The organism is Sagittula marina (assembly GCF_014196795.1).
GTDB lineage: Bacteria > Pseudomonadota > Alphaproteobacteria > Rhodobacterales > Rhodobacteraceae > Sagittula > Sagittula marina.
Map to the genome: position 1 here is coordinate 312,588 of NZ_JACIEJ010000003.1, position 25,005 is coordinate 337,592.

Annotated in this window: 26 protein-coding genes, 1 other RNA gene and 1 riboswitch; of the genes, 14 read left to right on the plus strand and 13 right to left on the minus strand. The window is 60.3% G+C overall.

Features of this window, described 5'->3' with window-relative positions; genetic code table 11:
* Positions 1 to 7: 7 nt before the first annotated feature.
* Positions 8 to 1,813, minus strand: coding sequence for a phosphogluconate dehydratase (gene edd / locus GGQ68_RS07675; protein WP_183964633.1), 1,806 nt, complete (start codon positions 1,811 to 1,813; stop codon positions 8 to 10).
* 550 nt (positions 1,814 to 2,363) lie between these two features.
* Between edd and GGQ68_RS07680 the strand changes: the two genes are divergently transcribed.
* From GGQ68_RS07680 to GGQ68_RS07695, 4 genes are all read left to right on the plus strand, one after another.
* Positions 2,364 to 3,575 (plus strand): RSP_2647 family RNA methyltransferase, encoded by a 1,212-nt coding sequence (locus GGQ68_RS07680; protein WP_183964635.1) that lies wholly within the window; start codon positions 2,364 to 2,366, stop codon positions 3,573 to 3,575.
* Between the two features lie 5 nt (positions 3,576 to 3,580).
* Positions 3,581 to 4,129: an RSP_2648 family PIN domain-containing protein gene (locus GGQ68_RS07685; RefSeq protein WP_183964967.1), complete on the plus strand. Its 549-nt coding sequence runs from the start codon at positions 3,581 to 3,583 to the stop codon at positions 4,127 to 4,129.
* A gap of 95 nt (positions 4,130 to 4,224) precedes the next feature.
* A complete protein-coding gene (locus GGQ68_RS07690) occupies positions 4,225 to 5,601 on the plus strand; it encodes a sodium:solute symporter family transporter (RefSeq protein ID WP_183964637.1) in 1,377 nt (458 codons plus the stop codon).
* A 54-nt stretch (positions 5,602 to 5,655) separates the two neighbouring features.
* Positions 5,656 to 6,747 carry an ATP-binding cassette domain-containing protein gene (locus GGQ68_RS07695; protein ID WP_183964639.1) on the plus strand — a complete coding sequence of 364 codons (1,092 nt, stop codon included), beginning with the start codon at positions 5,656 to 5,658 and terminating at the stop codon, positions 6,745 to 6,747.
* On the opposite strand, the gene GGQ68_RS07700 is transcribed toward GGQ68_RS07695, so the two are convergent.
* From GGQ68_RS07700 to ssrA, 9 genes are all read right to left on the minus strand, one after another.
* The gene (locus GGQ68_RS07700; RefSeq protein ID WP_183964641.1) at positions 6,744 to 6,977 is read right to left on the minus strand and encodes a ribbon-helix-helix domain-containing protein; all 234 of its coding nucleotides are present in this window, start codon (positions 6,975 to 6,977) and stop codon (positions 6,744 to 6,746) included. The genes GGQ68_RS07695 and GGQ68_RS07700 overlap by 4 nt on opposite strands.
* Positions 6,974 to 7,177 (minus strand): DUF4169 family protein, encoded by a 204-nt coding sequence (locus tag GGQ68_RS07705; RefSeq protein WP_343055888.1) that lies wholly within the window; start codon positions 7,175 to 7,177, stop codon positions 6,974 to 6,976. Before GGQ68_RS07705 ends, GGQ68_RS07700 begins: the two co-directional genes overlap by 4 nt.
* A 17-nt stretch (positions 7,178 to 7,194) precedes the next feature.
* The gene (locus GGQ68_RS07710; RefSeq protein WP_246429295.1) at positions 7,195 to 8,169 is read right to left on the minus strand and encodes a serine hydrolase domain-containing protein; all 975 of its coding nucleotides are present in this window, start codon (positions 8,167 to 8,169) and stop codon (positions 7,195 to 7,197) included.
* 154 nt (positions 8,170 to 8,323) lie between these two features.
* The gene (fumC, locus tag GGQ68_RS07715; RefSeq protein WP_183964643.1) at positions 8,324 to 9,721 is read right to left on the minus strand and encodes a class II fumarate hydratase; all 1,398 of its coding nucleotides are present in this window, start codon (positions 9,719 to 9,721) and stop codon (positions 8,324 to 8,326) included.
* A 157-nt stretch (positions 9,722 to 9,878) separates the two neighbouring features.
* A complete protein-coding gene (locus tag GGQ68_RS07720) occupies positions 9,879 to 10,949 on the minus strand; it encodes a PAS domain-containing sensor histidine kinase (protein WP_183964651.1) in 1,071 nt (356 codons plus the stop codon).
* Positions 10,950 to 11,009: 60 nt separating this feature from the next.
* A complete protein-coding gene (locus GGQ68_RS07725; protein ID WP_183964654.1) occupies positions 11,010 to 11,480 on the minus strand; it encodes an SspB family protein in 471 nt (156 codons plus the stop codon).
* Between the two features lie 62 nt (positions 11,481 to 11,542).
* Positions 11,543 to 12,766: a chromate efflux transporter gene (gene chrA / locus GGQ68_RS07730; RefSeq protein WP_183964656.1), complete on the minus strand. Its 1,224-nt coding sequence runs from the start codon at positions 12,764 to 12,766 to the stop codon at positions 11,543 to 11,545.
* 39 nt (positions 12,767 to 12,805) lie between these two features.
* Positions 12,806 to 13,165, minus strand: a complete 360-nt coding sequence (locus GGQ68_RS07735; protein ID WP_183964657.1) for a DUF4345 family protein — start codon at positions 13,163 to 13,165, stop codon at positions 12,806 to 12,808.
* Between the two features lie 98 nt (positions 13,166 to 13,263).
* Positions 13,264 to 13,615, minus strand: a transfer-messenger RNA (tmRNA) gene (gene ssrA / locus GGQ68_RS07740).
* Between the two features lie 289 nt (positions 13,616 to 13,904).
* Here ssrA and GGQ68_RS07745 point away from each other — a divergent pair.
* Both GGQ68_RS07745 and GGQ68_RS07750 read left to right on the plus strand, forming a co-directional pair.
* The gene (locus tag GGQ68_RS07745; protein ID WP_183964659.1) at positions 13,905 to 14,765 is read left to right on the plus strand and encodes a TolB family protein; all 861 of its coding nucleotides are present in this window, start codon (positions 13,905 to 13,907) and stop codon (positions 14,763 to 14,765) included.
* A gap of 28 nt (positions 14,766 to 14,793) precedes the next feature.
* Positions 14,794 to 16,089: a replication-associated recombination protein A gene (locus GGQ68_RS07750; protein ID WP_183964661.1), complete on the plus strand. Its 1,296-nt coding sequence runs from the start codon at positions 14,794 to 14,796 to the stop codon at positions 16,087 to 16,089.
* A gap of 3 nt (positions 16,090 to 16,092) precedes the next feature.
* Here the strand turns inward: GGQ68_RS07750 and GGQ68_RS07755 are convergent, their stop codons facing one another.
* The 3 genes from GGQ68_RS07755 to GGQ68_RS07765 all read right to left on the minus strand — a co-directional run bounded on the left by GGQ68_RS07755 (position 16,093) and on the right by GGQ68_RS07765 (position 19,537).
* Complete coding sequence (locus tag GGQ68_RS07755; protein WP_183964663.1) at positions 16,093 to 18,255, minus strand: malate synthase G; 2,163 nt, start codon at positions 18,253 to 18,255, stop codon at positions 16,093 to 16,095.
* 134 nt (positions 18,256 to 18,389) lie between these two features.
* The gene (locus tag GGQ68_RS07760; RefSeq protein WP_183964665.1) at positions 18,390 to 18,692 is read right to left on the minus strand and encodes a hypothetical protein; all 303 of its coding nucleotides are present in this window, start codon (positions 18,690 to 18,692) and stop codon (positions 18,390 to 18,392) included.
* 126 nt (positions 18,693 to 18,818) lie between these two features.
* A riboswitch (cobalamin riboswitch) is annotated at positions 18,819 to 19,022 on the minus strand.
* Between the two features lie 173 nt (positions 19,023 to 19,195).
* Entirely contained in the window at positions 19,196 to 19,537 is a 342-nt protein-coding gene (locus GGQ68_RS07765) for a LysR family transcriptional regulator (protein WP_221235544.1), read from the minus strand.
* Here GGQ68_RS07765 and GGQ68_RS07770 point away from each other — a divergent pair.
* The 8 genes from GGQ68_RS07770 (at position 19,520) to GGQ68_RS07800 (ending at position 24,425) form a co-directional block, all read left to right on the plus strand.
* On the plus strand, positions 19,520 to 19,819 hold the full coding sequence (locus tag GGQ68_RS07770) for a type 2 periplasmic-binding domain-containing protein (RefSeq protein WP_183964667.1): 300 nt from the start codon (positions 19,520 to 19,522) through the stop codon (positions 19,817 to 19,819). The two genes, GGQ68_RS07765 and GGQ68_RS07770, sit on opposite strands and share 18 nt — an antisense overlap.
* A gap of 20 nt (positions 19,820 to 19,839) precedes the next feature.
* Positions 19,840 to 20,016, plus strand: a complete 177-nt coding sequence (locus GGQ68_RS07775; RefSeq protein WP_183964669.1) for a hypothetical protein — start codon at positions 19,840 to 19,842, stop codon at positions 20,014 to 20,016.
* Between the two features lie 40 nt (positions 20,017 to 20,056).
* Positions 20,057 to 20,404 carry a hypothetical protein gene (locus tag GGQ68_RS07780; RefSeq protein ID WP_183964672.1) on the plus strand — a complete coding sequence of 116 codons (348 nt, stop codon included), beginning with the start codon at positions 20,057 to 20,059 and terminating at the stop codon, positions 20,402 to 20,404.
* A 14-nt stretch (positions 20,405 to 20,418) separates the two neighbouring features.
* Positions 20,419 to 20,529 carry a four-carbon acid sugar kinase family protein gene (locus GGQ68_RS24120; protein WP_221235545.1) on the plus strand — a complete coding sequence of 37 codons (111 nt, stop codon included), beginning with the start codon at positions 20,419 to 20,421 and terminating at the stop codon, positions 20,527 to 20,529.
* Between the two features lie 6 nt (positions 20,530 to 20,535).
* On the plus strand, positions 20,536 to 20,832 hold the full coding sequence (locus GGQ68_RS07785) for a four-carbon acid sugar kinase family protein (protein WP_183964674.1): 297 nt from the start codon (positions 20,536 to 20,538) through the stop codon (positions 20,830 to 20,832).
* A 35-nt stretch (positions 20,833 to 20,867) separates the two neighbouring features.
* Entirely contained in the window at positions 20,868 to 21,122 is a 255-nt protein-coding gene (locus GGQ68_RS07790; protein ID WP_246429297.1) for a class II aldolase/adducin family protein, read from the plus strand.
* 1 nt (position 21,123) lies between these two features.
* The gene (locus GGQ68_RS07795) at positions 21,124 to 21,927 is read left to right on the plus strand and encodes a hydroxypyruvate isomerase family protein (RefSeq protein WP_183964677.1); all 804 of its coding nucleotides are present in this window, start codon (positions 21,124 to 21,126) and stop codon (positions 21,925 to 21,927) included.
* A gap of 2,021 nt (positions 21,928 to 23,948) precedes the next feature.
* A complete protein-coding gene (locus GGQ68_RS07800; RefSeq protein ID WP_183964679.1) occupies positions 23,949 to 24,425 on the plus strand; it encodes a dihydrofolate reductase in 477 nt (158 codons plus the stop codon).
* Positions 24,426 to 25,005: the final 580 nt, after the last annotated feature.

Sequence of the window (25,005 nt, forward strand, 5' to 3'; positions counted from 1 at the left end):
GGGAGGCTCAGACCACCACGGCGGCGCCGTTGGAGGCAAGGCCAACATTTTCACGGAAAGCTGCAAAGAGTTCGCGGCCCACACCATGGCCATTTCCCGTCAGATCGGCGGTGGCTGGCGTGCGCTGGTCAAAGTCTTCGGCCAGACAGTCAAGTGTCCCGCTTGTGGCGTCAAGCCGAAGAATGTCGCCGTCCCGGACGCGCGCCAAGGGCCCGCCGTTGGCGGCCTCTGGCGAGACGTGGATGGCGGCGGGGACTTTGCCTGATGCGCCGGACATACGGCCATCCGTGACAAGCGCGACTTTGAGTCCCCGGTCCTGAAGCACTGCCAGCGTGGGGGTCAGCCCGTGCAGTTCGGGCATGCCGTTGGACTTGGGTCCCTGAAAGCGGACCACAAAGATCGTGTCTTCGGTGATTTCGCCATTCTTGAAGGCTGTCTTGACCGATTCCTGGTCCTGGAAAACGCGCGCTTTGGCTTCGATCACATGGCGTTCCGGTGCGACAGCAGAGACCTTGATCATCCCCGTGCCGAGGTTCCCGGTCAGTTCCTTGAGGCCGCCGGAGGCCTGGAACGGATCGGACGCCGGACGCAGGATCCTGTCGTTTTGCGACTCCTTCGGGCCGTCGCGCCACGTGAGCTTGCCGTCTGCGAGCACAGGTTCCTGGGCATAGGGAGACAAACCTTCGCCGACCACGGTTTTCACGTCGTCATGCAGCAGGCCCGCATCAAGCAGCGACCCGATCATATATTGCAAACCTCCCGCCGCGTGGAAGTGATTCACGTCGGCCAGACCGTTTGGGTACACCTTGGCCATCAACGGCGTGACGGCGGAAATGTCGTTGAAATCCTCGACCTCCAGCGCGATGCCAGCGGCGCGGGCCATGGCAGGCAGGTGCAGCACGAGGTTTGTGGAACCGCCGGTCGCCATCAATCCAACGATGCCGTTCACGAAAGCCTTGGCATCGAGCACATCACAGACAGGACGGTAATCATTGCCAAGAGCGGTGATCTCGAGCGCGCGTTTCGTCCCTGCGTCGGTCAGCGCGTCGCGCAACGGGGTGTTCGGCTGCACAAACGAGGTGCCGGGCAGATGCAGCCCCATGAATTCCATCAACATCTGGTTGGTGTTCGCAGTGCCGTAAAACGTGCAGGTGCCTGCGGCATGGTAGGACGCCATTTCGGCTTTCATCAGCTCGTCGCGACCGATGTGGCCTTCGGCGAACTGCTGGCGGACCTTGGCCTTTTCGTCGTTGGGAATGCCGGATGGCATGGGGCCTGCGGGCAGGAAAATGCCGGGAATATAACCGAACGTCGCAGCGGCGATGATCAGGCCGGGAACGATCTTGTCACAGACGCCAAGGTAGACGGCGGCGTCAAAGACGTTGTGGCTGAGGCCGATCCCGGCTGCCAACGCGATGACGTCTCGGGAAAACAGCGACAGCTCCATGCCGACCTGACCTTGGGTGACGCCGTCACACATGGCCGGAACCCCGCCTGCGACCTGAGCCGTGGCGCCGTTGTTGCGGGCCGCGGTTCGGATCAGATCGGGGAAACGCTCGAACGGCTGGTGCGCCGAGAGCATATCGTTGTAAGCGGTGATGATGCCGATGTTGGGCGCGCGCTCGGTTGCAAGGCTGTCTTTGTCAGCGCCCATGGCGGCGTAGGCGTGGGCCTGATTTCCGCAGGTCAGATGCGCGCGGCGCGGCCCTTCGTCGGCGGCGCGAGCCATGCGGTCGAGATAGGTGGCGCGCATGTCGGCGGACCTGTCCTCGATCCGCGCTGTGACGCGGGCAATGGTGTCGTTGAGGGTCATGCGAAGCCTCCGTATCCGGTTTGAGCGAAACATAACCCCGTTACCGCTAACAGTAAAGGCGTCTCTTGGCACGGCCAAGGATGCCGACGTGTGAGAACTCTTCCGCTCTTGTCGCAATCGCGCCCGACACAGAAGCGATTGAAGGGATAACGGTTTGTTGTCAGAGCTTCGGATCAGCAGGTCAGCAAGAGGACAGGGCCATCCCAATGGCGGCCTTGCCGGTAAGTCGGACGGCGCCCTTTGAGCGGATGGCCGGCTGAGACTCGCACCTTTGCCGCCGTAGAGACACCTTAGCAGCCTTCCTCGAAATGCATCCAGCTCCAGTATCCATGGATGCGGCGGTGATGGTCGCAAGGGTGCCGGACGTGAAGGCCGCGCCGGATGGTATCTTAGGTTGCGAGATTCGGATTCCGGCGCGGCCGGTTGGCTGGGCAGGCAAAGACATTGGCCCGACCCGTCCCACTGACGGATCCGACCTTCTGCAAAAGCGGCTCAAAGAGACGTTCAGAGACGCTTTTATCTCGGCAGAAAGCGGGGTAAGGCGAGAGGTATGACAGCCTCCGCCTCACCTGTTGGTGCCCGCCCCATTCTGCGACTGAAGCCCAAGGCGAACGCCCGTGCGATCCGCCATGGTTCGCCGTGGGTGTTCGACAATGAATTGGTGATGGACCGCCGGTCCAAAGCCATCGCGCCCGGCACCATCGCCACGCTCGAAGACAACGACCACACGCCGCTGGGCACTGTCGCGGTCAACACCGCCAGCCGCATCGTGGCGCGGATGCTCGACCGTGATCCGGAAGCCGTCATTGACGCTGACTGGTTCACCACCCGCCTGAGCAAGGCGCTGTCGCTGCGCGAGCGGGCTTATGATGCACCGTTCTACCGTTTGGTTCATGCCGAGGGGGACGGTCTGCCGGGTCTGATCATCGACCGCTTTGGCGATACATGCGTGATCCAGCCCAACGCGGCATGGGTTGAGGCGCATCTGGACATGCTGACGGACGCTTTGGTTCAGGTGACGGGTGTCACGAATGTGCTGAAAAATTCCGGCGGGCGCGGCCGTACACTAGAGGGCATGGATGATGCCGATGCAGTGCTGCGTGGCTCTGCGCCTGACGCGGCCGTGCCGGTGGAAATGAACGGCGCGATTTACATGGCGGATCTGACCGGCGGGCAAAAGACCGGTCTGTTCTTTGACCAGCGCGACAACCATGCTTTTGTCGCGAAACTGGCGAAAGATGTTTCTGTGCTGGATATGTTCAGCCATGTTGGCGGCTTTGGTCTGGCGGCGCTGGCGGGGGGCGCGGCAAAGGCGACCTGCGTCGACGGCTCTGCCCCGGCATTGGCGCTGGCCGCCGAAGGTGCGGCGCGCATGGGCGCGACCGACCGGTTCGAGGCGCGTCAAGGCGATGCCTTTGCCCAGCTGGAAGCCATGAAAGAAGAAGAGGCCAAGTTCGAGCTGGTGATCTGTGATCCGCCCGCGTTCGCTCCGGCCAAAGCCGCGTTGGAAAAGGGCCTGCGTGCCTATGAGCGCATCGCGCGGCTCGCCGCGCCTTTGGTGGCCGAGGATGGCTATCTTGTGTTGTGCTCCTGTTCGCATGCGGCTGACATGAACGCCTTTACCGGCGCTTGTTTGCGGGGCATCGGGCGTGCAGGACGGCGGGCACAGCTGCTGCACAGCGGCACCGCTGGTCTGGACCATCCTCTGCTGCCGCAACTGGCTGAATCCGGGTATCTCAAGGCGCTGGTTTTCCGCCTGTGAGCCAGATGCGCGCCGTCCTCGACACCTGCGTCATGTTCCCTACGGTCATGCGCGAGGTGCTCTTGGGCGTCGCGGGGCAGGGGCTGTACACCCCCCAATGGTCGGAGCGCATTCTTGAGGAATGGGCACGGGCCGCGCGCAAGCTGGGGCCAACGGGCGAACCTCAGGCGCGGGGCGAAATCGCTTTGGTCCGCGCCGCGTGGCCCAAGGCCGAGATCACCTGGAATCCCTCGCTCGAAAGCCGCCTGTGGCTGCCGGACCCGGCGGATGTGCATGTGCTCGCTGCCGCCATCGCGGGCAGCGCTGACGTGATCGTAACCATGAACGCCTCGGACTTTCCGCGCGGCACGCTCGCCGAAGAGGGGCTGTCCCGCGTCGATCCCGATGCCTTTTTGCTGGGGTTCTGGCAGGCGCATCCCGAACTGGTGGCAGACGTGGGCAACAGGGTTTTGGCCACCGCTTGTCAGCTTTCCGGCAAAGACTGGGAAATGCGTGCTTTGCTGAAAAAGGCCCGTTTGCCGCGACTGGCCAAGGCCTTGTCCCAGCCGGGCTGACGCCAAGTCACGTTCGCGCCAAGGGCCTGAAACAGCGTTCCTTTGACCCCATGCCTGGGCTAAGCCGGTACGGAATTCGTACGCAGGAAGTCCCTATGTCTCCCATTTTGATACTTGGCGGTTTCGCCGTTCTTGTCGCCTTCAGCCTGCTGGCTGCGCCGAAACGCGTCACCGAGGCGGGGTTCTTTGGCGGGCAGGGCGCGGATGGTTGCGCGCCCGGTCTTTGGACGCTGGTCTTGAGCCAGGTCACCACGTGGATCTTTGCACGCTCTCTTATGAATGCTGCGATCCTTGGATATTTCTACGGAATCGCCGGGGTGCTGGCCTACACCGCTTACTACGGCTCGTTCCTGACCGGCGGGTTTATCGTCGACCGTCTGCGCGACACCGGGGCCGTGTCTGTACAGGACTGGCTCGGCGCGCGGTTCGGCGCAGCGGGCAGAGTGACCTACAACCTCGTCATCGCGCTGCGTTTGTTGTCCGAAGTCTTTGCCAACCTCGTGGTGGTCGGGCTGATCTTTGCTGCGCTTTTGCCGGGCTCGGATGTCTGGGCTGTGTTGGCTGTGGCGGTGCTTGCGCTGGCCTATTCCGCTTGGGGCGGGCTGGCGGCGGCGCTGCGCACGGATGTCGTTCAGATGCTGCTGTTTCTCGTGGTCTTTGGGGTCGCCTTTGTGGCGTTGCTGCTGTCGCCGGAATTTTCGCTGTCCGCCGCTCTGACCGCGCCGGGCCAATCTGGTGGCTACCTTGGGTGGGTGTTGCTGGTGGTTGCCGCGTTGCAGGTGTTTTCCTATCCGGCGCATGATCCGGTGATGATGGACCGCGGTTTTGTTGCCGACACGCGCACCACGTGGCTGTCGTTCCTGCATGCATTCTGGATTTCGGCGCTGTGTATCCTGGCATTCGGTCTGTTCGGCATACAGGCCAGCCTGATGGGCGCCGCCTATGAGGGCCAACTTATTGGCACATGGGCCGCTATGTTTCCCGGCCCGATTTTTGCCGCGCTGATGTTGTCGCTGCTGGTCTCGGCCCTGTCGACGCTCGACTCTGCCCTGTCCTCCGCCGCGCGCCTCGGCGTCGAGGAGATGCGCATTGCACCGCGTAGCATGGTGGGCGGGCGCTTGGTCATGGCGGTTTTTGCAATCGCTGGCACCGGTCTGACGCTTTGGGGCAATCAAGCCTTGTTCGACGCCGTCGCCGTAAGCGGAACGGCAAGCATGTTTTTGACGCCCGTGCTTTTTGTCGGGCTGGTCATGAACCGGCCCGTGGCGCTTTGGTCCTATCTTGTGGCATGGGGCGCCGCCGTGGTCGGCGCGGGCGTGTATTTTTTGCGCGAGGGTGCGGTCGTCGCCGCGATTCTGCCTCAAGGTCACAAATATGAGCAGCTCTTCGTGATTTGCGTCGTGGTGCTGATCGTTGGATTTGCCGCAGTTTTCATGGGCGGCCGCAGGGTTGCGGGCCACAGCGCGGGCTGATACCTCCCGGATCAATCCCGAGCGTTTTGCTCAGTCCGATCAGAAAGAGACCGCGTGAGCGCATCCCACGTTCCCCCGAGACTGGAAATCCGCAACCTTGTCCGTCGCTTCGACGGCCAGACGGTGGTGGATCACGTGTCGTTGTCTATCGCGCCGGGGCAGGTGACCTGCTTGCTCGGTCCCTCCGGCTGCGGAAAATCCACCACGCTGCGCATGATCGCGGGCGTCGATACGCAGGATGAAGGCACCATTCACGTCGATGGCAGCCTGGTCTGCGATACGGTCTTTCGCATCCCGCCGGAACGTCGCTCCATCGGCCTGATGTTTCAGGACTTCGCGTTGTTTCCGCATATGAGCGTCGGCGAAAACGTCAGCTTTGGTCTGCGGACCAGCGCCTCGGAAAAACGGGCCACGGCGACACGGCTGCTCGACCGTGTTGGGCTGGCGCATTACATCGACTTTTATCCGCACCACCTTTCAGGGGGGGAACAACAGCGCGTCGCTCTGGCCCGTGCCATGGCGCCAGAGCCGAAGATCATGCTGATGGATGAACCGTTCAGCGGCCTGGACAACCGGCTGCGCGACGGGATTCGGGACGAAACGCTGGACCTGCTGAAAGAAGCAGGGGCAGCTGTGCTGCTGGTCACGCACGAGCCCGAAGAGGCCATGCGCATGGCGGACGAGATCGCGCTGATGCGTGACGGGCGCATCGTTCAGCAGGGCGCGCCCTATAACATTTTCAATGCGCCTGCTGATAAGGGTGCGATGGCGTTCTTCAGTGATATCAATGTTTTGAGGAGCAGGGTCCAAGGCGCTTTGACCGAGACACCGTTTGGCCAGTTCATGGCGCCGGGTGTTGCCGATGGAACAGAGGTCGACATCGTCTTTCGGCCGCAACACGTGGGCATCGACTTTGACCGTGGTGGCAAAGGACCGCATCCGACAGTCATCGCGGGCACTCCGGCGCGGGGCGTGGTGCGGCGGGCGCGTTTCATGGGGTCGGAAAGCCTCGTGGAGTTTCTGATGGACCACGATCAACAGGTGCTCAAGGCCACTGTACCCAATGTGTTCCTGCCGAAGGTCGGCACGCCCATGTGGCTGACGCTGCGCCGCGACCGGTGCTTTGTCTTTCCGGCGAACCCTTAGGGGCGGGCGTCGCGCTGCTCGATCAGCCGATGAAGGACATAAACCCGGATGGAGGACGCGAGGCCGACATCTGGATCGCGGGCCTCGTCAATTGCGGCGGCAAGCGCGTTCAGAGCCATGCCTTCCTCTTCCGCAATACGGCGAAATTCCCGCCAGAACACATCCTCCAGAGAGACTGACGTGCGATGCCCCTGCAAGGTCAGCGAATGTTTGATCGGCCGGCCGCTCATTCGCTTTCGTGACCGTCGAGGTCCTTGTCCGCCTTGTCCTTACGCGCCTTGGCGAGGGCCTTTTGTGCCTTGGACAGGCCGTGCTGCGCGGCGTTGGCGTCTGCCTCGGTGCGCTTGGCGCCACGGGCCTTTTGTTTGCGAAAGGTGTTGAGGTTCACGATGTTGCTCATGAAGCAAGGATAGCGCGGCAACATGCGCATGGTCCATCATGATTTATTCAAATGCGCAGGATAGGGCCGTCGAGCAGGCTCATGAGCGCGCCGAAATATCCGCCGGACCGAGCCGGGCGGTTCGGGTCCGATGTGATCGCCACTGCAAGGTCGCGTTCGGCGTGGCTTGCGATGATCTGCCCGCCATAGCCTCGCGCCAGAACCCAGCCCGAGGCGCTCAAAAACCAGCCGTACCCATAGGACAGACCGGAATAGGGAGACCGCGTCAGAGGCTGGGTTGAACGAGTAACCCAATCCTTTGAAACAACCTGTTGCCCGGCGAATCGTCCGCCGTCACGCATCATCACCGCAACCCGCAGCATTCCGCGCGGTGTCAGCCCCATCTGGTTGCCACCCATGTAGTATCCTTGGGGATCGCGGGTCCACGCCGGCACGTCGATGCCCAAAGGCTTCCCAATGCGCGTGCGGGCCTGCGCCAGAAGGCTTTGCCCGGTGGCCTCAGCCAAAGCCGCGCCAAGCACATGGGTCGACCCGGTTGAATACAGCATCGGCCCGCCCGGCTCTGCCACCATGGGGCGTGACAGCGCATCGCGCACCCAATTGCTGGAGGCGACCCAGCTGCCGTAGTTCGGCCCCGACGTGCGTTCCAATCCCGCCCGCAAGGAGGCAAGATCGCCCAGCGAGATCTCTGCGACCTCTGGCGCCGCGTCCGCAGGAACAAGGCCTGGCGCGACCTCGGCCAGCGTGTCCTCCAAGGCCACTTCGCCGCGATCAATGGCGCAGCCCAGCAGAAGCGCCACAAGACTTTTGGAACAGCTCTTGATGTTTGCAATCGCATCCAATCCGGGACCAGAGAAGGTTTCCGCCACCAGACTGTCATCCCCGCGTTGCACCATGATGGAGCGGAACTGATCGTATCGTTCGGCAAAAGCGGCAAACGGATCCGTTTGTGCCAAGCCGGGCAGGGCAGGCAGAGCGAGGGCGGAGGCAAGGAACGCGCGTCTTTTCATCCGTTGGAACATCGCACTGCGCCGCCGCATTTCAAGCGAATTCGCCTCACGTTATCGCGGGTGAAAGCTGCGCCAAAGGAAAACGCGTCCCGATTTCTCGGGACGCGTTTATTTGCTGTGTCATGGTAAAGCCAACGGGGGTCGTGAGGGATGGACCCTCGGGGCCCTACTTGGCTTTGGGGCCAACCATCTGTTCGGGACGCACCACTTTGTCGAAGGTCTCCGCATCGACAAATCCCAGCGCGATGGCTTCTTCCTTCAGCGTGGTGCCGTTCTTATGCGCCGTCTTCGCAACCTTTGTGGCGTTGTCATAGCCGATTGTGGGCGCGAGCGCCGTCACCAGCATCAGCGACTCGGTCATCAGTTTCTCGATGCGCGGGCCGTTGGCCTCGATCCCGTTCAGCATCCGCTCGGTGAAGCTGTCGGCCACATCCCCCAGCAGCTGCATGGACTGCAGAAGATTGTAGGACATCATCGGGTTGTAAACGTTCAGCTCGAAATGGCCTTGCGATCCCGCAAATTTGATCGCGGCATCGTTGCCCATCACGTGAGCGGCTACCTGCGTCATGGCCTCGGCCTGCGTCGGGTTCACCTTGCCCGGCATGATCGACGACCCCGGCTCGTTTTCGGGCAAGATCAGCTCGCCCAGACCGGAGCGCGGGCCGGACCCGAGGAAGCGGATATCGTTGGCAATCTTGTACATGGCACCGGCGGTGGTCGCCAAGGCACCAGACATGAAGACCATGGCGTCATGCGCCGCCAGTGCCTCGAATTTATTGGGGGCCGTGACAAAGGGAAGGCCGGTGATCTCCGCCATATGAGCGGCGACGGCTTCGCCCCAGCCTTCGACGGTGTTCAAACCGGTGCCCACGGCGGTGCCGCCCTGGGCCAGTTCGTAGATGCCGGGCAGCGCCTGTTCGATCCGCTTGATGCCGTTGCGCATCTGCATGGCGTAGCCGGAAAATTCCTGCCCCAGTGTCAGCGGCGTTGCGTCCTGCGTATGGGTGCGGCCGATCTTGATGATGTCCTTGAACTCATCCGCTTTGGCCTCAAGCCCTTCGGCCAGTTTGGTCAAGCCCGGGATCAGAACGTCGCGTGCCATCATGGCAGAGGCGATGTGCATGGCCGTCGGGAACGTGTCATTGGACGACTGGCCCATGTTGCAATGATCGTTCGGGTGCACCGGATCCTTGGAGCCGATCACGCCGCCGAGAATCTCGATCGCGCGGTTGGCGATCACCTCGTTGGAGTTCATGTTCGACTGCGTGCCAGAGCCTGTCTGCCAGACCACAAGCGGGAAATTGTCGTCGAACTTGCCCTCGATCACTTCGCCAGCGGCCTGAATGATGGCGTCGGCCAGTTTGGCATCCAGATTGCCGGTCGCCTTGTTTTCGATGGCGCAGGCTTTCTTGATCACGCCGAGTGCGCGGACGATGGCCACCGGCTGCTTTTCCCAACCGATGGGGAAGTTCATGATCGAACGTTGAGTTTGCGCGCCCCAATACTTTTCTGAGGGGACTTCGAGCGGGCCGAAGCTGTCGGTTTCGGTACGGGTGGCGGTCATGGGGCTCTCCTGCAATTGGAAGCGATGAGCATGTGTATGCGATTGTATGCCGGATACCCCAAAATGTGCCCTTGGGCAATCCGGCTTTGCGTACAGGTCTACCCAACAGACTGACGCGAGGCCATGCCCCAATTGGAGGAGAAGTGACCCTTGTTTTTCAACCTGCCTCCAACGCCTGTTGATAGCGCAAATTAGGCAAATGGATGCGGAACATAGTGCCGCCCTCAGGCCGGTTCATTGCCTGAATGGTGCCTTGACGGATCTGCACAAGGCGCCTGAGGCCCAGCAGGCCAAAACCTTGACCGTACTCGTAGCTTTTTCCTTCGAGGAAATCCAAGGTGCCCTCCGGCAATCCCGGCCCATTATCGAGCACCAGCAAGTCCAGGCCGTCACCAGTATCGTCCAGCTGAATGCGCAGCCAGATGCGATCCTTTTCCGAATGCTTGATCGCATTGTCGACGAGGTTGCGCAGAATGATCTGAACCGCTGTGCGATCACCGGTGATCCGTCCGCCGTCAGAGCCAAGATCATGTCGCTGCGCGGGGTCCAGCACCGTAAAAATGTCCCGTGCGAGCAGCCGCAGGTCAAAACTCTCGACCTTTACCGTGGCATTGGTCGCTTCGCTGAATTTCAACACGTCGGTAATCAGTTCCTGAGCCTTTTGGCTGACCTGCTCCATCATGCTGGCCAACTCACGGGCCTCGTTCGCATCGGCCGGCAATTCTTCCTGAAGCATCTCTGCCAGTCCAGCCATCTGGCGCATCGGTGCGCGCAGGTCGTGGGCGGCAAATGCGAGATAGCGCTCCATCTCGTCGCGAGCGCGTTCAATCATGGCGTATGTCTCCAGCTCAAGTTGTTGGGAGGCGCGCAGCGACGTGAGAACGACTGACGTTCCCACGATGGCCAGCACAGAGTCGTCATTGTTCAAGACGGGGTGCAGAGTGACGCGCACTTCGATTGGTTCATCGTCGATAGAGAGCATTATGTCATAGGATTGCGCCTGCTTGCTGTGCAGGGTTTCCTCGTGTCGCCGTTGAGCACCTTCGCCAAAGGCGCCGGGATAGATGTCGCGGGCGGTCTTGTTATACACATAGTGACGGCTGTGTCCGCTTAGGTTTTCGGCGGCGCGATTCCAGAAGATGTAGACCGGCCTGCCATCCTTGTCGGGCCGGAGCACAAAGACCGGCTGCGCAACGTAATCCAGCGCATCAAAATTGATAGAGCTCAAACGAAACATCCCGACTGAAACCAATCGGGATGTTTTTACTGCGCCAAGCTTTAGATGTGGTTACTTCCGGAAGCGATCCAAGCTGACGACCTCGGCATCGTGCTGCACGGGCTCACTGTCAGGTCCGTCAGGGCCATCATCCGGCGGTGTCGGGTCGTCGTCATCCTCGTCGTCGACTTCCTGGCTTTCGAACCGGAGCCCGAATTCCACAGACGGATCGACAAAGGTGCGGATCGCGTCATAGGGAATCACCAGACGTTCTGGCGCATCGCCAAAATTCAAAGTGATGGAGAAGCCGTCCTCGCGCACATCCAGATCGTCATACCAATTCTGCAAAACCACCGTCATTTCGCCCGGATAACGGTCCGTCAGCCAGGTCGCCAGTTCAACATCCGGATGGGTGGTGTCGAACGTAATGAAGAAGTGGTGATCGCCCGGCAGGCCGTCAGCGGCCACACCTTGCAGGACTTCGTAGATCAGCCCCCGCATGGCGCGGTGCATCAGCTTGCCGTAATCGATACTGTCGGACATGAGGTCTGCCTTTGGTTTTGTTGGCCCTATCATATTGGTTTTGGCGCGGAACGAAAGGGGGGTCATCCCGCCTGACCCAAGCCCCAACCTGCGGCCGCGCAAATTGCCAACAGAAGTGGCACAGAGGTTTTGAAGCGCAACAGCATCGCGCCAAGTACAACCAATGCCAATGCGTCGAGCCTGAGCGTCGCCAGATCGGGCAGGAGGCCGTCGGAATGCGGCGTGAACAGGACGTTCAGCCCGAACCAAAGCGACAGATTGGCAATGACACCGACCACTGCGGCGGTGATGGCGGAGAGCGCCGATTGCAAGCGCGGGCGCTGCAACAGGTTTTCGACATGTGGGGCCAGCGCGAAGATCCATAAAAAGCACGGCACAAAGGTCATCCACAGCGTCAGGGCGGAGGCCGCGAGCGCCATCTTTGTGCCGCCTGCGGCCTGTCCGGTCAGTTGTCCGACGAATTGCGTTACAAGGATCAACGGGCCGGGGGACGTTTCTGCCAGCCCCAACGCGTCGATCATCTCTGGCGCGGTCAGCCAGCCGCGGACTTCCACAACCTCTTGGGCCATGTAGGCGAGCACCGCATAAGCGCCGCCGAATGTCACCACAGCGAGTTTTGCAAAGAACGCAGCGAGGTCAAAAAGCAACGTCTGGCCGGACAGCCACAGGACGGGCAGGGGTGTCAGCCATAGCACCACCCATATAATGACGGTGAAGAGCCGCGTCTTTTTGTAGTCTTCAGGTGCGATTTCCGTCTGCTGGCCGGTTTGACGCAGTGCTCCCCAAAGCGCGGCAAGGCCCATTAACAGCGGAAAGGGCAAACTGAATACGAAAAGACCAACAAAGGCCAAACCTGCGATCACCAGATCGATTTTGCCATGCAGCGCCTTCCGCGACAGCCGGTACAGCGCTTGACCTATGATTGCGATAACACTCGCCTTGATGCCCAGAAGGATGGCGGCGGTCTCTGGGCGCGCGCTGAATTGAGCATAGGCCAAAGCAAGGCAAGCGATCACGATCGCACCGGGAAGCACAAACAAGCAGCCCGCGATCAATCCGCCGGGCGTGCCCCGCAGTCGCCAGCCCGCGTAAGTCGCAAGCTGCATCGCCTCCGGTCCCGGCAGCAACATGCAAAAGCTAAGGGCGCGCAGGAAATGTTGCTCAGAAAGCCATTTGCGCTCCTGCACAAGCGTGCGGTGCATCAGGGCGATCTGTGCGGCAGGTCCGCCAAACGACAGCAGGCCAATGCGGGCAAAACTGAAAAAGATGTCGCGAAGCGGTGTCATACATCTGCGTTAAATCGGCAGTGTAACAACCGCAAGAAATCAGGCGTCGGGCCAGTTCACCAGGATCAACCAAAGCGCAGGGAACGCTTCGAGCGCAAACCACATAAGCGCCTTGGGCTGCGGCGGCTTGTCGAGGATCATGGAGACTGCGCGGCCGGTGGCGGCACCCGCGTATGCCACGCCGAGCATGGCGTAGGCCCAGCCAGCACCGGTCGCGATGCACACAAGGCCAACTGCCACAAACAACCCGCCGGCTGATGCGCGGTACTCTGACAGACCCATCGTCGACGCAGTGGGAGCCATATCCAATGTCTTTGCGGTAAAGCGCGGCGCGAAGAACCCAAAACCGCCAAAGGCGATGGTCATCACTGCAATGAGTATGTTCACGATGTCGGACATTGTGTGCTCCGTTCTGGTGAAGCGGAGGTAGCGGCGGGCCAAGGCCGGTCAATACCTGTCTTTAAGAAGAAGGCATAAACTTGGCGGGGTAGGGATAAAGTGCAGGTTTCTGTTGCCAGGTACCTGCGAACCCCGCCTTACGCTGCTAGGCGCAAGGGCTTAAGTTTCGATTACTCGAACAGCTTACGCTGCGAGAGCAACCGGAGCACGATTGTCGTTTGCAATTGTACTTTGTGAACCGATAACGGTGGTATCTCACCGAAGCAAAGCTACATCTTTACGCGTTCGTCGATCCTGTTTCGGCCCCAAGATCCCTCAAACGAAGAGATATTTGGTGGAGCCGCCGGGTACCGCCCCCGGGTCCGATCCGTTTATTACATGCGCGTTTATGCTCATAGTCCCCGAAAGGACACTCGATATATAGGCGGGTCGGATCGGCTTGCCAAGGAGGGGGCGATGAAAAATTACGCCGGGATCGCGTGTTGCGTCCCTAAGGCCAATTCTTTCGAGTGACAAAATGCGACGCCGCGAACACGAGAGTGAGGGTGCAGTCAAACTATTGTCTCAATCGCCCGGGTTTTACACTCATTTAATTCATTTATAAATCAGAAAGCTCCTGCATTATCATTATGTTGTCGGAAGAGGCTCGTGCGGATTGCGGTGAACCTGTCAAGCCCAACTCTGGCCCCAGGTCACAGCTTGCGCTAATCTTGGTCTGGGTCAGACTGTAGGAAAAGCGATGCGCAGCAGTGTCGAAATTTACGATTTGGAAACCGGAGACACCAAGGTTGTGCTGGACAGTCCAAATATGTTGGAAGCGCCCAACTGGGCGCGGGACGGCGCAGGCTTGATCGTGAACGGCGAGGGGAGGCTTTACCGTCTGGACCTCCGGACAGCTGAACTGACGCAGATCGACACGGGCCCGCTCCACAAGTTGAACAATGATCACGGTCCGTCGCCCGATGGCGCATTCATGGCAGTCTCCGACAAGGTCGAGACTGGGAAAGCCTGTATCTATGTCCTTCCCGCTGCCGGAGGCACGCCGACCCGCATAACGCAAAATGTTCCAAGCTGGTGGCACGCATGGACGCCGGATAGTGCAAACCTGATTTATACAGCCGTGCGAGATGAAACCTTTGGCATCTACATGATACCTGCCGACGGCGGCGCGGAGCGTCGCGTGATCGGTGGTCCGCATCACTATGATGGGCCGGACATCACACCTGACGGTCAGTGGATTTGGTTTAATTCTGAACGCGGCGATTTGCCCTCCAGCCTGTGGCGGGTCCGGCCAGACGGCAGCGACCCGCAACAGATGACGCACGGGGCGCGTGTCGATTGGTTTCCACATCCTTCGCCGGACGGTCAGCACGTTGTGTACCTCAGCTATCCCGAAGGCACCGAAGGCCATCCGTTCGGACGCGAAGTGGAGCTTCGGCTCATACCCATTGAGGGTGGCGAGCCAAAGACACTTGTGCGGCTGTTCGGTGGGCAGGGCACGTTGAATGTGCCGTGCTGGGCGCCCGACGGACGGCGCTTTGTCTTTGTGCGCTACTTCCGCGAGAGCGAAGCCGTTGTCGCGACCGAGCCTTCGGTCTAGGACGGGGCGAGCCGCAACAGGAGCGACCATGGATCTTTTCGACGCAGCGCCGTCTGACCGCCGCCGTCCGCTGGCCGATGTGCTGCGCCCCACAACGCTGGATGAGGTGATCGGGCAGCAGCCGCTGGTGGCCAAAGGGTCGATCCTGAGGCGGCGCATCGCGGCTGATGCGCTTGGCAGCCTTTTGTTGTACGGTCCTCCGGGGATCGGCAAGACCTCGATTGCGCGCGCGGTCGGCAACATGCTGGGCAAGGAGTTCCGCATTCTGCATGCCGCAGGGGTGCGCGTGCAGGACATTCGCAAAATTGCAGACGAGGCGCGGATCAAGCCAATCTTGATGTTTGTGGACGAGGTGCATCGCCTGTCGTCCACCCAAGCCGATGATCTGCTGACGATCTGTGAAGAAGGCACCACCGATTTCATCGGTGCCACCACGGAAAACCCCTATCATGCCATCCCCAAAGCCCTGATCTCCCGGTCTCAGGTGCTGAAACTTGAGCCGTTGAGCCTTGAGGATATGAAAGATGTGATCCGGCGCGGCGTGGCGTTTTTGCAAGCGCAAAGCGTGGACATCGAGCTGACCGATGACCAACTCACGTTGATCGCCGGGCGGTCTGGTGGGGACGCGCGGCGCGCCTTGACCACGCTGGAGAGCCTCGCCATTGGTCACACCGGGCAGGTCACCGAGGCCATGATCGACGAGGTCTATGCCGCCGCGCCCGTGAACTTTGATCGCACCGGGGATCAGCATTATGACGTGACTTCGGCGTTTATCAAATCCATGCGTGGCTCGGACCCTGATGCGACACTGTATTGGCTCGCGGTGCTGGTGCATGCGGGCGAAGACCCGCGTTTCATTGCACGGCGGATCATGATTCACGCGTCAGAAGATATTGGCCTTGCCGACAACACCGCGTTGCAAACCGCTGTCGCGGCGGCAGAGGCGGTGGAGCGCATCGGCTATCCTGAGGCGCAGATCATCCTTGCCCACGCCGCGCTGCATATCGCGCGTGCACCGAAGTCCGCTGCCGCCTGTCGCGGCATCGGCGCGGCGCTGTCTTATGTACGCTCCAACCCTCAGCTGGCCGTTCCGCTGCATCTGAGGGACGCGCATTATGCCGGGGCCAAGAAGTTGGGCCATGTGGGCTATCGTCTACCGCATAAGGACCCCAAGGGGTGGGTCGATCAAACCTATGTAGAGAATGTCCCGCGCGGCGCGTTTTACCAAAGCGATGCGCGGGAGGCTGCGACCTTTGAAAAGCGCGCGGACGAGCATTGGCACCGGATCACCGGGAAACGCACGCCGCGCACCTTTGAAGACTAGCGCTTAGCCTTTGGCCTTCAGCTCCAGGCGGCGGCGATGGAGCACCGGTTCGGTATAGCCGGACGGTTGCTCGCGCCCTTCAAATACCAGATCGCAGGCGGCCTTGTAGGCGATGCTGTCAAAGCCCGGTGCCATCGGACGATAAAGCGGATCGCCCGCGTTCTGGCGGTCGACGACCTCTGCCATGGATTGCATAATCTCGGACACCTCCTGGCGCGAGACAACGCCGTGGTGCAGCCAGTTGGCGATATGCTGGGCGGAGATGCGGCAGGTGGCGCGATCTTCCATCAGGCCGACATCGTTGATGTCGGGGACCTTGGAACAGCCCACGCCCTGATCGATCCAGCGCACCACGTAGCCCAGGATGCCTTGCGCGTTGTTTTCCACCTCGCGGCGGATCTGGTCGCGGGTCCATTTGCGGTAGGTGGCCAGCGGAATGTCCAGCAGGGCCTCTACGTAGGCCCGGCGTCCGCCCTCGGCGAGTTTGGCCTGAACCGCCAGAACGTCAACCTTGTGGTAATGCGTGGCGTGTAGCGTGGCGGCCGTGGGAGAGGGCACCCATGCGCAGTTTGCGCCGGCGCGCGGGTGTTCGATCTTGGACTCCAGCATGGCGGACATGTTGTCGGGCTGCGCCCACATGCCTTTGCCGATCTGAGCGCGGCCAGACAGACCGCATTCCAGACCGATGTCCACGTTCTGGTTCTCGTAGGCGGTGATCCAAGATTTGCGCTTGATGAAATCCTTGCGCGAGAACGGCCCGGCTTCCATCGAGGTGTGAATTTCGTCGCCGGTGCGGTCAAGGAAGCCGGTATTGATGAAACATACGCGGCTCTTGGCGGCGCGGATGCACTCCTTGAGGTTCACCGAGGTGCGACGTTCCTCGTCCATGATGCCAAGCTTGACAGTGTACTGTGGCAGGCCAAGCACCTGTTCCACGTGGCTGAAGATCTCATCGGCAAAGGCAACTTCTTCCGGGCCGTGCATCTTTGGCTTCACCACATAGACGGAGCCGGACAGGGAATTGCGCGCGCCAGATGTCTTTTTGAGGTCGTGCATGGCGATGAGAACGGTCATCATCGCGTCCATCAGACCTTCGAAGATTTCCTGACCGTCGCGGTCGAGGATGGCCGGGTTTGTCATCAGGTGGCCGACGTTGCGCACCAGCAGCAAGGCGCGCCCCTTGAGCGTGAGGGTCGAGCCGTCCGGCGCGGTAAAGGTCCGGTCGTCATGCAATGCGCGCGTGACCGACTTGCCGCCTTTGTCGAACGTCTCGGACAGATCGCCTTGCATCAGGCCCAGCCAGTTGCGGTAGGCAGTGGTCTTGTCCTCGGCATCGACGCAGGCGACGCTGTCCTCGCAATCCACGATGGCGGACATCGCGCTTTCCAGCCGCACATCCGCAAGGCCGGAGGGCGTCGTCTTGCCAATGGGGTGGTCGGGGTTGAACACCAGCTCCACATGCAAGCCGTTGTTGCGCAGAAGGACGGAGGTTGGCGCGTCTGCACTGCCGGTGTAGCCGGCAAAACCGGCGGGCGTCTTCAGCGGTGAGCCATCCACCAAAAGCGCGCCATCCACCACGCGATAGGCCTGAGCCTGCGCATGAGACACCGCTTCGAGCGGGAATATCTGATCGAGGAACACAGCCGAACGTGCGACCACGCGGGCCGCACGCCCGTCATCGAAACCACCCGTCGGGATCGGGCCCATGGCGTCTGTGCCATAGAGCGCATCGTAAAAGCTGCCCCAGCGCGCGTTCGCTGCATTTAGAACGAACCGCGCATTTGTCACAGGAACGACCAACTGGGGGCCGGCAACCTTCGCGATTTCAGGATCGGTGTTCGCGGTCTCGATTTCGAAGTCCGGCCCCTCTGGCAGAATGTAGCCGATCTTTTGCAAGAAACCCTTGTAGGACACCGCATTGTGTGGGCCGCCGCGATTGCCTTTGTGCCACTGGTCGATCTGTTTTTGCAGATCTTCGCGCTTGTCCAGCAGCGCTTTGTTACGCGGTCCAAAGTCGTGCACCAGCGTAGACAGCCCCTCCCATAGAGTGTCGGCAGATACGTCGGTGCCGGGCAGAACCTCTTGTTCTACGAAAGTGACAAGCTTGGGGCTGATCTGCAATCCGGCACGCGCGACGCGCTGGGTCTGGCTAGGCTGGTCTGTCAATTCGGGTATCCTTGGATGGGACGTTAAACTTTGCCCAATTGTAGTCTCTCGGTCCTGCCGGGAAAAGGCGCATTTCCCGAGAAGGTGTTACACTCTGAGCCAGATGGTGAAGGTATCAGCCCGTCCGGAAATGCTCATGACATCAGGCGACGGGTTCGCGCGCCGCCCCGCCGCACCCGTGGTGGCGGCGCCAGGGTCATCGGCTGCAAAGGTGTGTCCAATGACTGGCGCAGCAGCGCACAAAACACCGCGACGGCGGGGGAGCCATCGGCAAAGATTTGCGCCATGGCAAGCGCGCGCTGCGCCTCTGCGGCATATCCGCTGTGGCCGGGCAGGGCGCCCAACCATTGCAGATATCCCATGCGGCCCATTTCCGTGGCGCGGCCGGGATGGACCGGGCCAATATCAAGTTGAGAAATCGTGCGTTCAAGTAGCATAGCGCCCTCCGCGCAGCTGGACGCGGGTCGTGTGGGACAGCGATGTCAAAAGGTCGGATCGGACCATATTGCCTGCTTTCTCCCGAGGCACCCCGCCCGAGGATTGAAGGTGACTGCGATATGCGGGACCGCATACCGGAGATGGCAGGTCTCCTGACTTGCGGGTCGTCGTGGTCCCGAACCTTCCCGGACGAATGGGTCCAGTGGTCATTTCGGGGCACTCGCCGCTTACAGTTGCGGGGGCAGTTGCGGCATAGGGCGTTAACCCGCACCGCATTCCCTTTTCAGCCCACCCTTGAAGGGCAGGGCACCATCACGCACAAATTGTCACGGTCGCTGGCGTCTGTCCAGAGAGCTAAGCAGGCATTCAGAGCAGTGGTTGTTTAAAATGTGCGCCCGAACTCTTGCTGAACAAGGCAAGAGAGCCGTGCCCTGACATTTCCGCGGTTTATCTGGCGGTTCCTCCTTCGGCGGCTGGGCATTGGTGGCATCGAGGCGAAGCTCTATGCCCGGGTGCTTTTGATAAAACCGGGCAGGCGCGGGGGAACCCATTCGCTGGCGAAGGTCGGCGCCACGCGGATGTTCAGAAGGGTGAAGGAATTCGCGCCCCGCATCTGCTCGGTGGCCACGGTGATACGCTCGATCTCGTCCCGGACCAGCTGGGAATAGCGTTCTCCCGCTTCAGTCTGCACCACCTTGCGGCCAGTGCGACCGCGCAGGCGGACTCCGATATGCGCCTCGATGGCCTGGATTTGCTGACTGATGGCGGACGGGAAAATCCCGCGGTGAACACCGAAAACCAGAAGTTCCGGGAAGAACAGGACTAAATGGCGTTGTCCGACCACAAGTGGGAATTCCTGCCGTTGCTGGCCAGCAAAGTGACATGGGCACAGCTGTCGGACACGGAAAATGGCTGGCTTTCCGAGGCATCGACCGCCGCAACCGAGTACCAGCGCAGCAACGATACCGAGGCCAATGCGGCATTGCTCGCGATCGTATCCGAGGCCGGGAAGGTGAGCGATTTCAACACCGAGGCGTTCCGCAAAGCAACCGCACCATTTTATGACACGTGGCGCGAAAAGTACGGCGACTTCATCGAAGCGTTGCTCACCCAGTCGCAGGCCTAATCTTCCGCGGCCGTCTCGCCATGACCGACAGTAGCGCGACCAGCCGCGGCGCGCAGGATCCGGGCATAGCCCGGATGATCTTGCGCCTCGCCGTAGGGACGGACGCGTTCATCACGCCTCTGACCCAGATCATCGATTCCACTCGCTGGTCGGAGTGTTCGTGGCCACCCTCACCGGGGTCGCGCTGCGCCATCTGATTGAACAGGGTGCGGTTTGGGTGAACGAGACCCCTATCTCATGTTCCGTTGGCTATGCGCGAGCGCCTTCGTGCTTGCGGCCCTGGCCGGTGGCCATATCTGCGTCGAAGCCTTGCTGTCATCCCTGCAGCACCGCCACGATCATATCCTTGCTTGTCCATGTGACGACCATGCTGCTCTTCGCTTGGCTGACCCGCGCGGGTCAGACCGTGGTCGAGGTGGCCGTGTCAGAATTCCATCCATCCTGCGCATTCCCACCGCTTGGGGCGAAGGCGGTCTGTCCGTGGCCTGCGCTTTGCTGCCGGTCACCGCGCTGACCGCGCAGATAGAGGCAAGCCACGACCGGGTCGCAAAAACTGAATTGCTGCCGCTTGATCTGATCTTCTGAGAAAGGAAGGGCAGATGCTTCTGGGATGTACTGCCGATGATTTCACCGGGACCCGCGACCTTGGCAACACGCTGACTTGTGCCGGGATCCGCACCACGCTGATGACCGGGATGCCCGGCAACTGAAATGAGGTGGACTGCGATAGGGGTGTCATCGCGCTCAAGACCCAATCCATTCCGGCAGACGATGCGATGGCGGAATCGCTCGCGGCGCTTGACTGGCAGCGCGCACAGTGGGCAACACGGATCCTGTTCAAGTATTGCTCGACTTTCGACAGTACCGCCGACGACAAAATCTGCCCGATGTCCGGAGCGCTGATGCAGGCCCTTGGCACCGACCGCACCGTGTTCGTGGGGCATCTTTTCGTCAATGACACGCTTTTGTCCTGTTTCGAGGGCACCGATCCGAAAGCCCCCTTGCGCCGATAACTCCCTATGCGGTGATGTGGCTCGGCAGTGTGCCGATGGTGCATTACACGAGGCCCGGTGCGGATACCGTGATGCCCTGCATTGAAGAGGCCGCAGTCGACCATCCGGCGGTGCTGCTTGGCAACCACGGCCCCGTGGTCAGCGCCGACGGCCTTGAAAACGCGGTCTTTGCCGCTGAAGAGCTTGAAGAGACCATCAAGCTGATCTTCCTTGCCGGGGATCGCCCGATGCGCCATCTGAGGCATGGAGACATCGACAAGTTGAACGCAACCTTCCGGCTGAGAGGCTGACATGAAACGTTTTTCCGCGAATCTCGGTTTTCTCTGGAAGGAACTCGACCTGCTTGACAGGATCAGGGCCGCAGCGGACGCAGGTTTCGATGCCGTCGAACTGCACTGGCCCTATGACACCCCGGCGCAGGACATCCTGAAGTGCTGTCAGGACGCTGGCGTGCGGCTTCTGGCGATGAATGCGCCGCGCGGCGATTTGGCGAAGGGCGAAAACGGTCTGGCCGCGCTGCAAGACCGCGAGGCGGAGTTTCGCGAGGGCTTCCTGCGTGCCGCCGAGTTCGCCATCACCGCCGGTGCGCCGCGCATGCATATCATGGCGGGGGTCACGCCCAACACGCCCGCGGCGCGGGCGACCCTTGGCGAAAACCTGCGCTGGGTCGAGGCGACTGTGCCCGAACTGAGCTATCTTCTTGAGCCCCTGAACAATTTTGACGCACCGGGTTACTTTTATCATCTGCCTGAACAGGCCGTCCGCGTCATCCAGGATGAAGAGCTGGGACGCACGCAGCTCATGTTCGACATCTACCATGTGGGGCGTGAAGGGTTGAGCCCTGAAAAGGAATTCGACCGTTTCCGTGACGCTGTTGGCCATGTCCAGATTGCCGCCGTCCCGACCCGGACCGAGCCACATGCCGGTTCGGTCGACATGGCGGCTGCCCTGAACCACCTGCTGCGCAATGGCTACTCCGGCTGGATCGGTTGCGAATACAAGCCTGAATGCACGATCGAGGCTGGGTTGCCTCGTCTGCGGCAGCTTGCGTCCTGTCTTGACGCCGGTGCTGAATGGCCAACGACGGGCGCGTAATCTTTCGATATGGCAGACATTTCCATATTCCGTTGAGGTTGTGACATGCGAATGACCTCGGCGGTTGTCGCTCGCCGCCTCTCACTTGGCTAGCATTTTACATAAACCGGCAGCCTGGCCGACGTCTTAGAGATCGGGCGCGCTGCCGCCGCACGACATATATCACGTCGATCAACTTGTGTGACAGGGCGCATCTTTGAACGGCGCTCGTGGGCCGCTCGTGGGCGTCACGCCGACAGAGAGACGGTGCTCACGTTCAAAAACGATTCCGTTCGTGCGGCAATCGCCATGTTTTCCCAAAATGCCAAACACGTTATTTGCCAGGCAAGAGGCGCTACAGCTTTTGGATCAAATGGGAGGCTAGGTTTTTTCGCCGAGCTTTTCCTCGTAAAAGACCCCGGCGGCTGGAAAGCTCACGCAGGCGTCCCGCGAAATCAGGCAGGCGCGATGTGTCCGACCATCTGCCACCTTGCACCAACGTGCGATTCCGAAATCAGCCTCTGCTCGAAACCGGATGCGGCGACCTGATGCTATAACACTCTGACCCTTGATCGATGCCATCGCAGCGTAAAAGCGGTTCGCCCGATAGAGGCACCAACTGGTAGGTCCTTCCAATAGGTCACTCTCCTGCGTCAGGATAGTGTGTGTATTGCGCCTTTCCGAGCTGCGGGTGCTATGGTCTGGCCACCGTCCGTTCAAATAAAACGGAATTTTTCCAGCCATCTGCGGCGCGTCGATCCTTGCCTGAAACGCCACCTTGCGCTGATAAATCTAAGAGAGACGTAGATTTTAGACGTTGGCGATGTATTCGATGATCACTGCCTCCGACTGCCGCCGCGTTTCCCACGCCCGTGGCCAGATTAGCTCGGCATGGAGGATTTGGAACAAGGTCTCGGGAAGGGCGATGTCATCGCAATTGTCCTTGCCACTGATCGGCAACCCGGCAGCCTTTGTTTATATGAAAGAGCAGGGAAGAACTGGAAGCCATGCTGGTATAAGGCCTTCTGATCACGGCAAATGATGCGCAACCCGTGGATTCGTGACCATGTGAAAGTCCCCCTCGGGGGCTTTATCGCAGCACGGGAGCTGGGCCTATCTCCGTATGGAAAATGTGGGAGGCTGTGACCGTCCTAGCCGACAGGGGTGCCCTTGGGCTGACCTCAGGGCGGCGAGGTGGCAATGCGCACTCACCCTCCGATCGACAGCGGAGCCGATGTAAGGTTTTTTGATAATAAAAGTCTCTGGCCGTGCGGCCGTATCGGTCTGTTCCACCATTCGTTTCCAAAGGACGCAGATCTCAACCGACATGGCTGCCAAGAAAGGAGCGCTTTTGACCAGGCTTCGGTTACGAGACCACGCAAAGCACTTGGCTGGCGAACGCTCGGAGAAGCACGTGACCGGCGGCTCAAGACGGATATAGTCGAAGGTGAAGCGGCGATTGGTTGTAGCTGTCTTGGGATCCGAGATCGATATGAAGAACTCAGCCCTTTGGTGGTAACCGCAGCTTGATTGTGGTTTCCACTGCCCAGAAGGAAGTGTCTGCGAGAGATGTCGCGAGAGCGGCCACGTCCCACGACCTTCGTCTGGCCCCTCTCACAACCGGTGTTGGACTGAGAAAACGTCCCGTTGCTACGCTTTTTCCATGTGCAATTGCAAACTCATGGGATTTGGGAGTCATGAGAGTATCACGTGGCTGACGGATGTGCATGGGCTAAGAAAGCCGATCTGCCAAGACGTTTGCGCTCTTTGGAGGTTCTGCCAGCTTTCAACGTGGGACGATAAAGAGACCAGTTTGAATGGCCTGTGCGTCAATTAAACCAATGCGATTCAAGTGCGGCAAACTCCGTCATCAAAGTTTGATTTTCCTAGATGGGATCCGAACGGAACAAGGCCGATGCCGGCATTGTGCAGACGGGACCGATCCATGACTTTACGATTGAGGATTCCATCACTTGGGGATACTCGGCGCCCACAGGCAGGGCCGGGATCTGGCGGTCCGTCCCTATATTCGGAGAGCGTCCATGATCACGTTGATCGCAGCCCATGACCATAATCGTGCAATTGGCCGGGATGGTGACATTCCTTGGCACATCCCGCAGGATCTGGCGCTGTTCAAGCGTGAGACTTTGGGGGGCGCTATTATCATGGGGCGAAAGACCTGGGACAGTCTTCCGTTCAAGCCTCTGAAAGATCGCCTGAATATTGTGGTGTCGCGTGACATGTCCTTGAACGAGCATGTGGTCACCTCGGTCGAGGCGGCCATTGCTCTGGCCTATGCAGAGGGCTATTTTCGGATCTATGGCATTGGCGGGCAAGGTATTTACGAAGAAATGTTGCCATTGGCGGATCGCTTGTTGCTCACCCAGGTGGACACGACGGTCACGGGCGCGGATACATGGTTCCCGCACAAGGGACAGGGCTGGACCGAGTTGGGCCGCAACAATCTGACAGACGGCACACCCAGCGCTATCGCCTATGAGATGATCAAGCGCCGGTAAGCACCGTAAGGTCTGTTCGGCATGGAAAGGCTGCGCAGTTGCTTCGGACGTCTTGCCTTGTGCGCGGTCAAGTGATTTAGACGCCGCATCGAGTCGCCGGGACGGTTGCAACCATATTCCTCCGATGCACACGGACGACGGCCGCAGCTCTAATATTGCCAGCAAACACAACATCTAGATCGGTGCGAATCCAGCTTTGCCAAAAATTCGGGCATGTGGACAGATTTCTGCCGCTGTTGGCGCATGTGACGCTTGCGCGTTACCGCCGTGCAACAGCACCAGCCTTTGTCCACAGGAAATTTTCGGTGCTTCCCGCGCGCTCACGTTTACCTGCCACCGGGTGGCTGTTTGTGGATAACGTTGTGCAAATGCGTTCAAAATCGCGGTTTCTTCCACGTGGCAAATATTAACAGCTTGTGAGTGAATCGGGGGCACCCCACAGGCCCTTGTGGAGGACGCCATGGTCAACACTAAATATATGGTAGCTTCGCCAAAAAAGCCGTTGACGACGCGGGCTCCTCGTGGCCATTTTGTGATGCCGGTCGAGAGTGCCACAAGATATAGTGCGCCGAGAACAGGA

What these genes read in the sequence shown, in the direction of transcription:
- edd (WP_183964633.1), bottom strand. Translation starts at nt 1,813, where the DNA reads ATGACCCTCAACGACACCATTGCCCGCGTCACAGCGCGGATCGAGGAC.
- GGQ68_RS07680 (WP_183964635.1), top strand. Translation starts at nt 2,364, where the DNA reads ATGACAGCCTCCGCCTCACCTGTTGGTGCCCGCCCCATTCTGCGACTG.
- GGQ68_RS07685 (WP_183964967.1), top strand. Translation starts at nt 3,581, where the DNA reads ATGCGCGCCGTCCTCGACACCTGCGTCATGTTCCCTACGGTCATGCGC.
- GGQ68_RS07690 (WP_183964637.1), top strand. Translation starts at nt 4,225, where the DNA reads ATGTCTCCCATTTTGATACTTGGCGGTTTCGCCGTTCTTGTCGCCTTC.
- GGQ68_RS07700 (WP_183964641.1), bottom strand. Translation starts at nt 6,977, where the DNA reads ATGAGCGGCCGGCCGATCAAACATTCGCTGACCTTGCAGGGGCATCGC.
- GGQ68_RS07705 (WP_343055888.1), bottom strand. Translation starts at nt 7,177, where the DNA reads ATGCGCATGTTGCCGCGCTATCCTTGCTTCATGAGCAACATCGTGAAC.
- GGQ68_RS07710 (WP_246429295.1), bottom strand. Translation starts at nt 8,169, where the DNA reads ATGTTCCAACGGATGAAAAGACGCGCGTTCCTTGCCTCCGCCCTCGCT.
- fumC (WP_183964643.1), bottom strand. Translation starts at nt 9,721, where the DNA reads ATGACCGCCACCCGTACCGAAACCGACAGCTTCGGCCCGCTCGAAGTC.
- GGQ68_RS07725 (WP_183964654.1), bottom strand. Translation starts at nt 11,480, where the DNA reads ATGTCCGACAGTATCGATTACGGCAAGCTGATGCACCGCGCCATGCGG.
- chrA (WP_183964656.1), bottom strand. Translation starts at nt 12,766, where the DNA reads ATGACACCGCTTCGCGACATCTTTTTCAGTTTTGCCCGCATTGGCCTG.
- GGQ68_RS07735 (WP_183964657.1), bottom strand. Translation starts at nt 13,165, where the DNA reads ATGTCCGACATCGTGAACATACTCATTGCAGTGATGACCATCGCCTTT.
- GGQ68_RS07745 (WP_183964659.1), top strand. Translation starts at nt 13,905, where the DNA reads ATGCGCAGCAGTGTCGAAATTTACGATTTGGAAACCGGAGACACCAAG.
- GGQ68_RS07750 (WP_183964661.1), top strand. Translation starts at nt 14,794, where the DNA reads ATGGATCTTTTCGACGCAGCGCCGTCTGACCGCCGCCGTCCGCTGGCC.
- GGQ68_RS07760 (WP_183964665.1), bottom strand. Translation starts at nt 18,692, where the DNA reads ATGCTACTTGAACGCACGATTTCTCAACTTGATATTGGCCCGGTCCAT.
- GGQ68_RS07770 (WP_183964667.1), top strand. Translation starts at nt 19,520, where the DNA reads ATGGCGTTGTCCGACCACAAGTGGGAATTCCTGCCGTTGCTGGCCAGC.
- GGQ68_RS07775 (WP_183964669.1), top strand. Translation starts at nt 19,840, where the DNA reads ATGACCGACAGTAGCGCGACCAGCCGCGGCGCGCAGGATCCGGGCATA.
- GGQ68_RS07780 (WP_183964672.1), top strand. Translation starts at nt 20,057, where the DNA reads ATGTTCCGTTGGCTATGCGCGAGCGCCTTCGTGCTTGCGGCCCTGGCC.
- GGQ68_RS24120 (WP_221235545.1), top strand. Translation starts at nt 20,419, where the DNA reads ATGCTTCTGGGATGTACTGCCGATGATTTCACCGGGACCCGCGACCTT.
- GGQ68_RS07790 (WP_246429297.1), top strand. Translation starts at nt 20,868, where the DNA reads ATGGTGCATTACACGAGGCCCGGTGCGGATACCGTGATGCCCTGCATT.
- GGQ68_RS07795 (WP_183964677.1), top strand. Translation starts at nt 21,124, where the DNA reads ATGAAACGTTTTTCCGCGAATCTCGGTTTTCTCTGGAAGGAACTCGAC.
- GGQ68_RS07800 (WP_183964679.1), top strand. Translation starts at nt 23,949, where the DNA reads ATGATCACGTTGATCGCAGCCCATGACCATAATCGTGCAATTGGCCGG.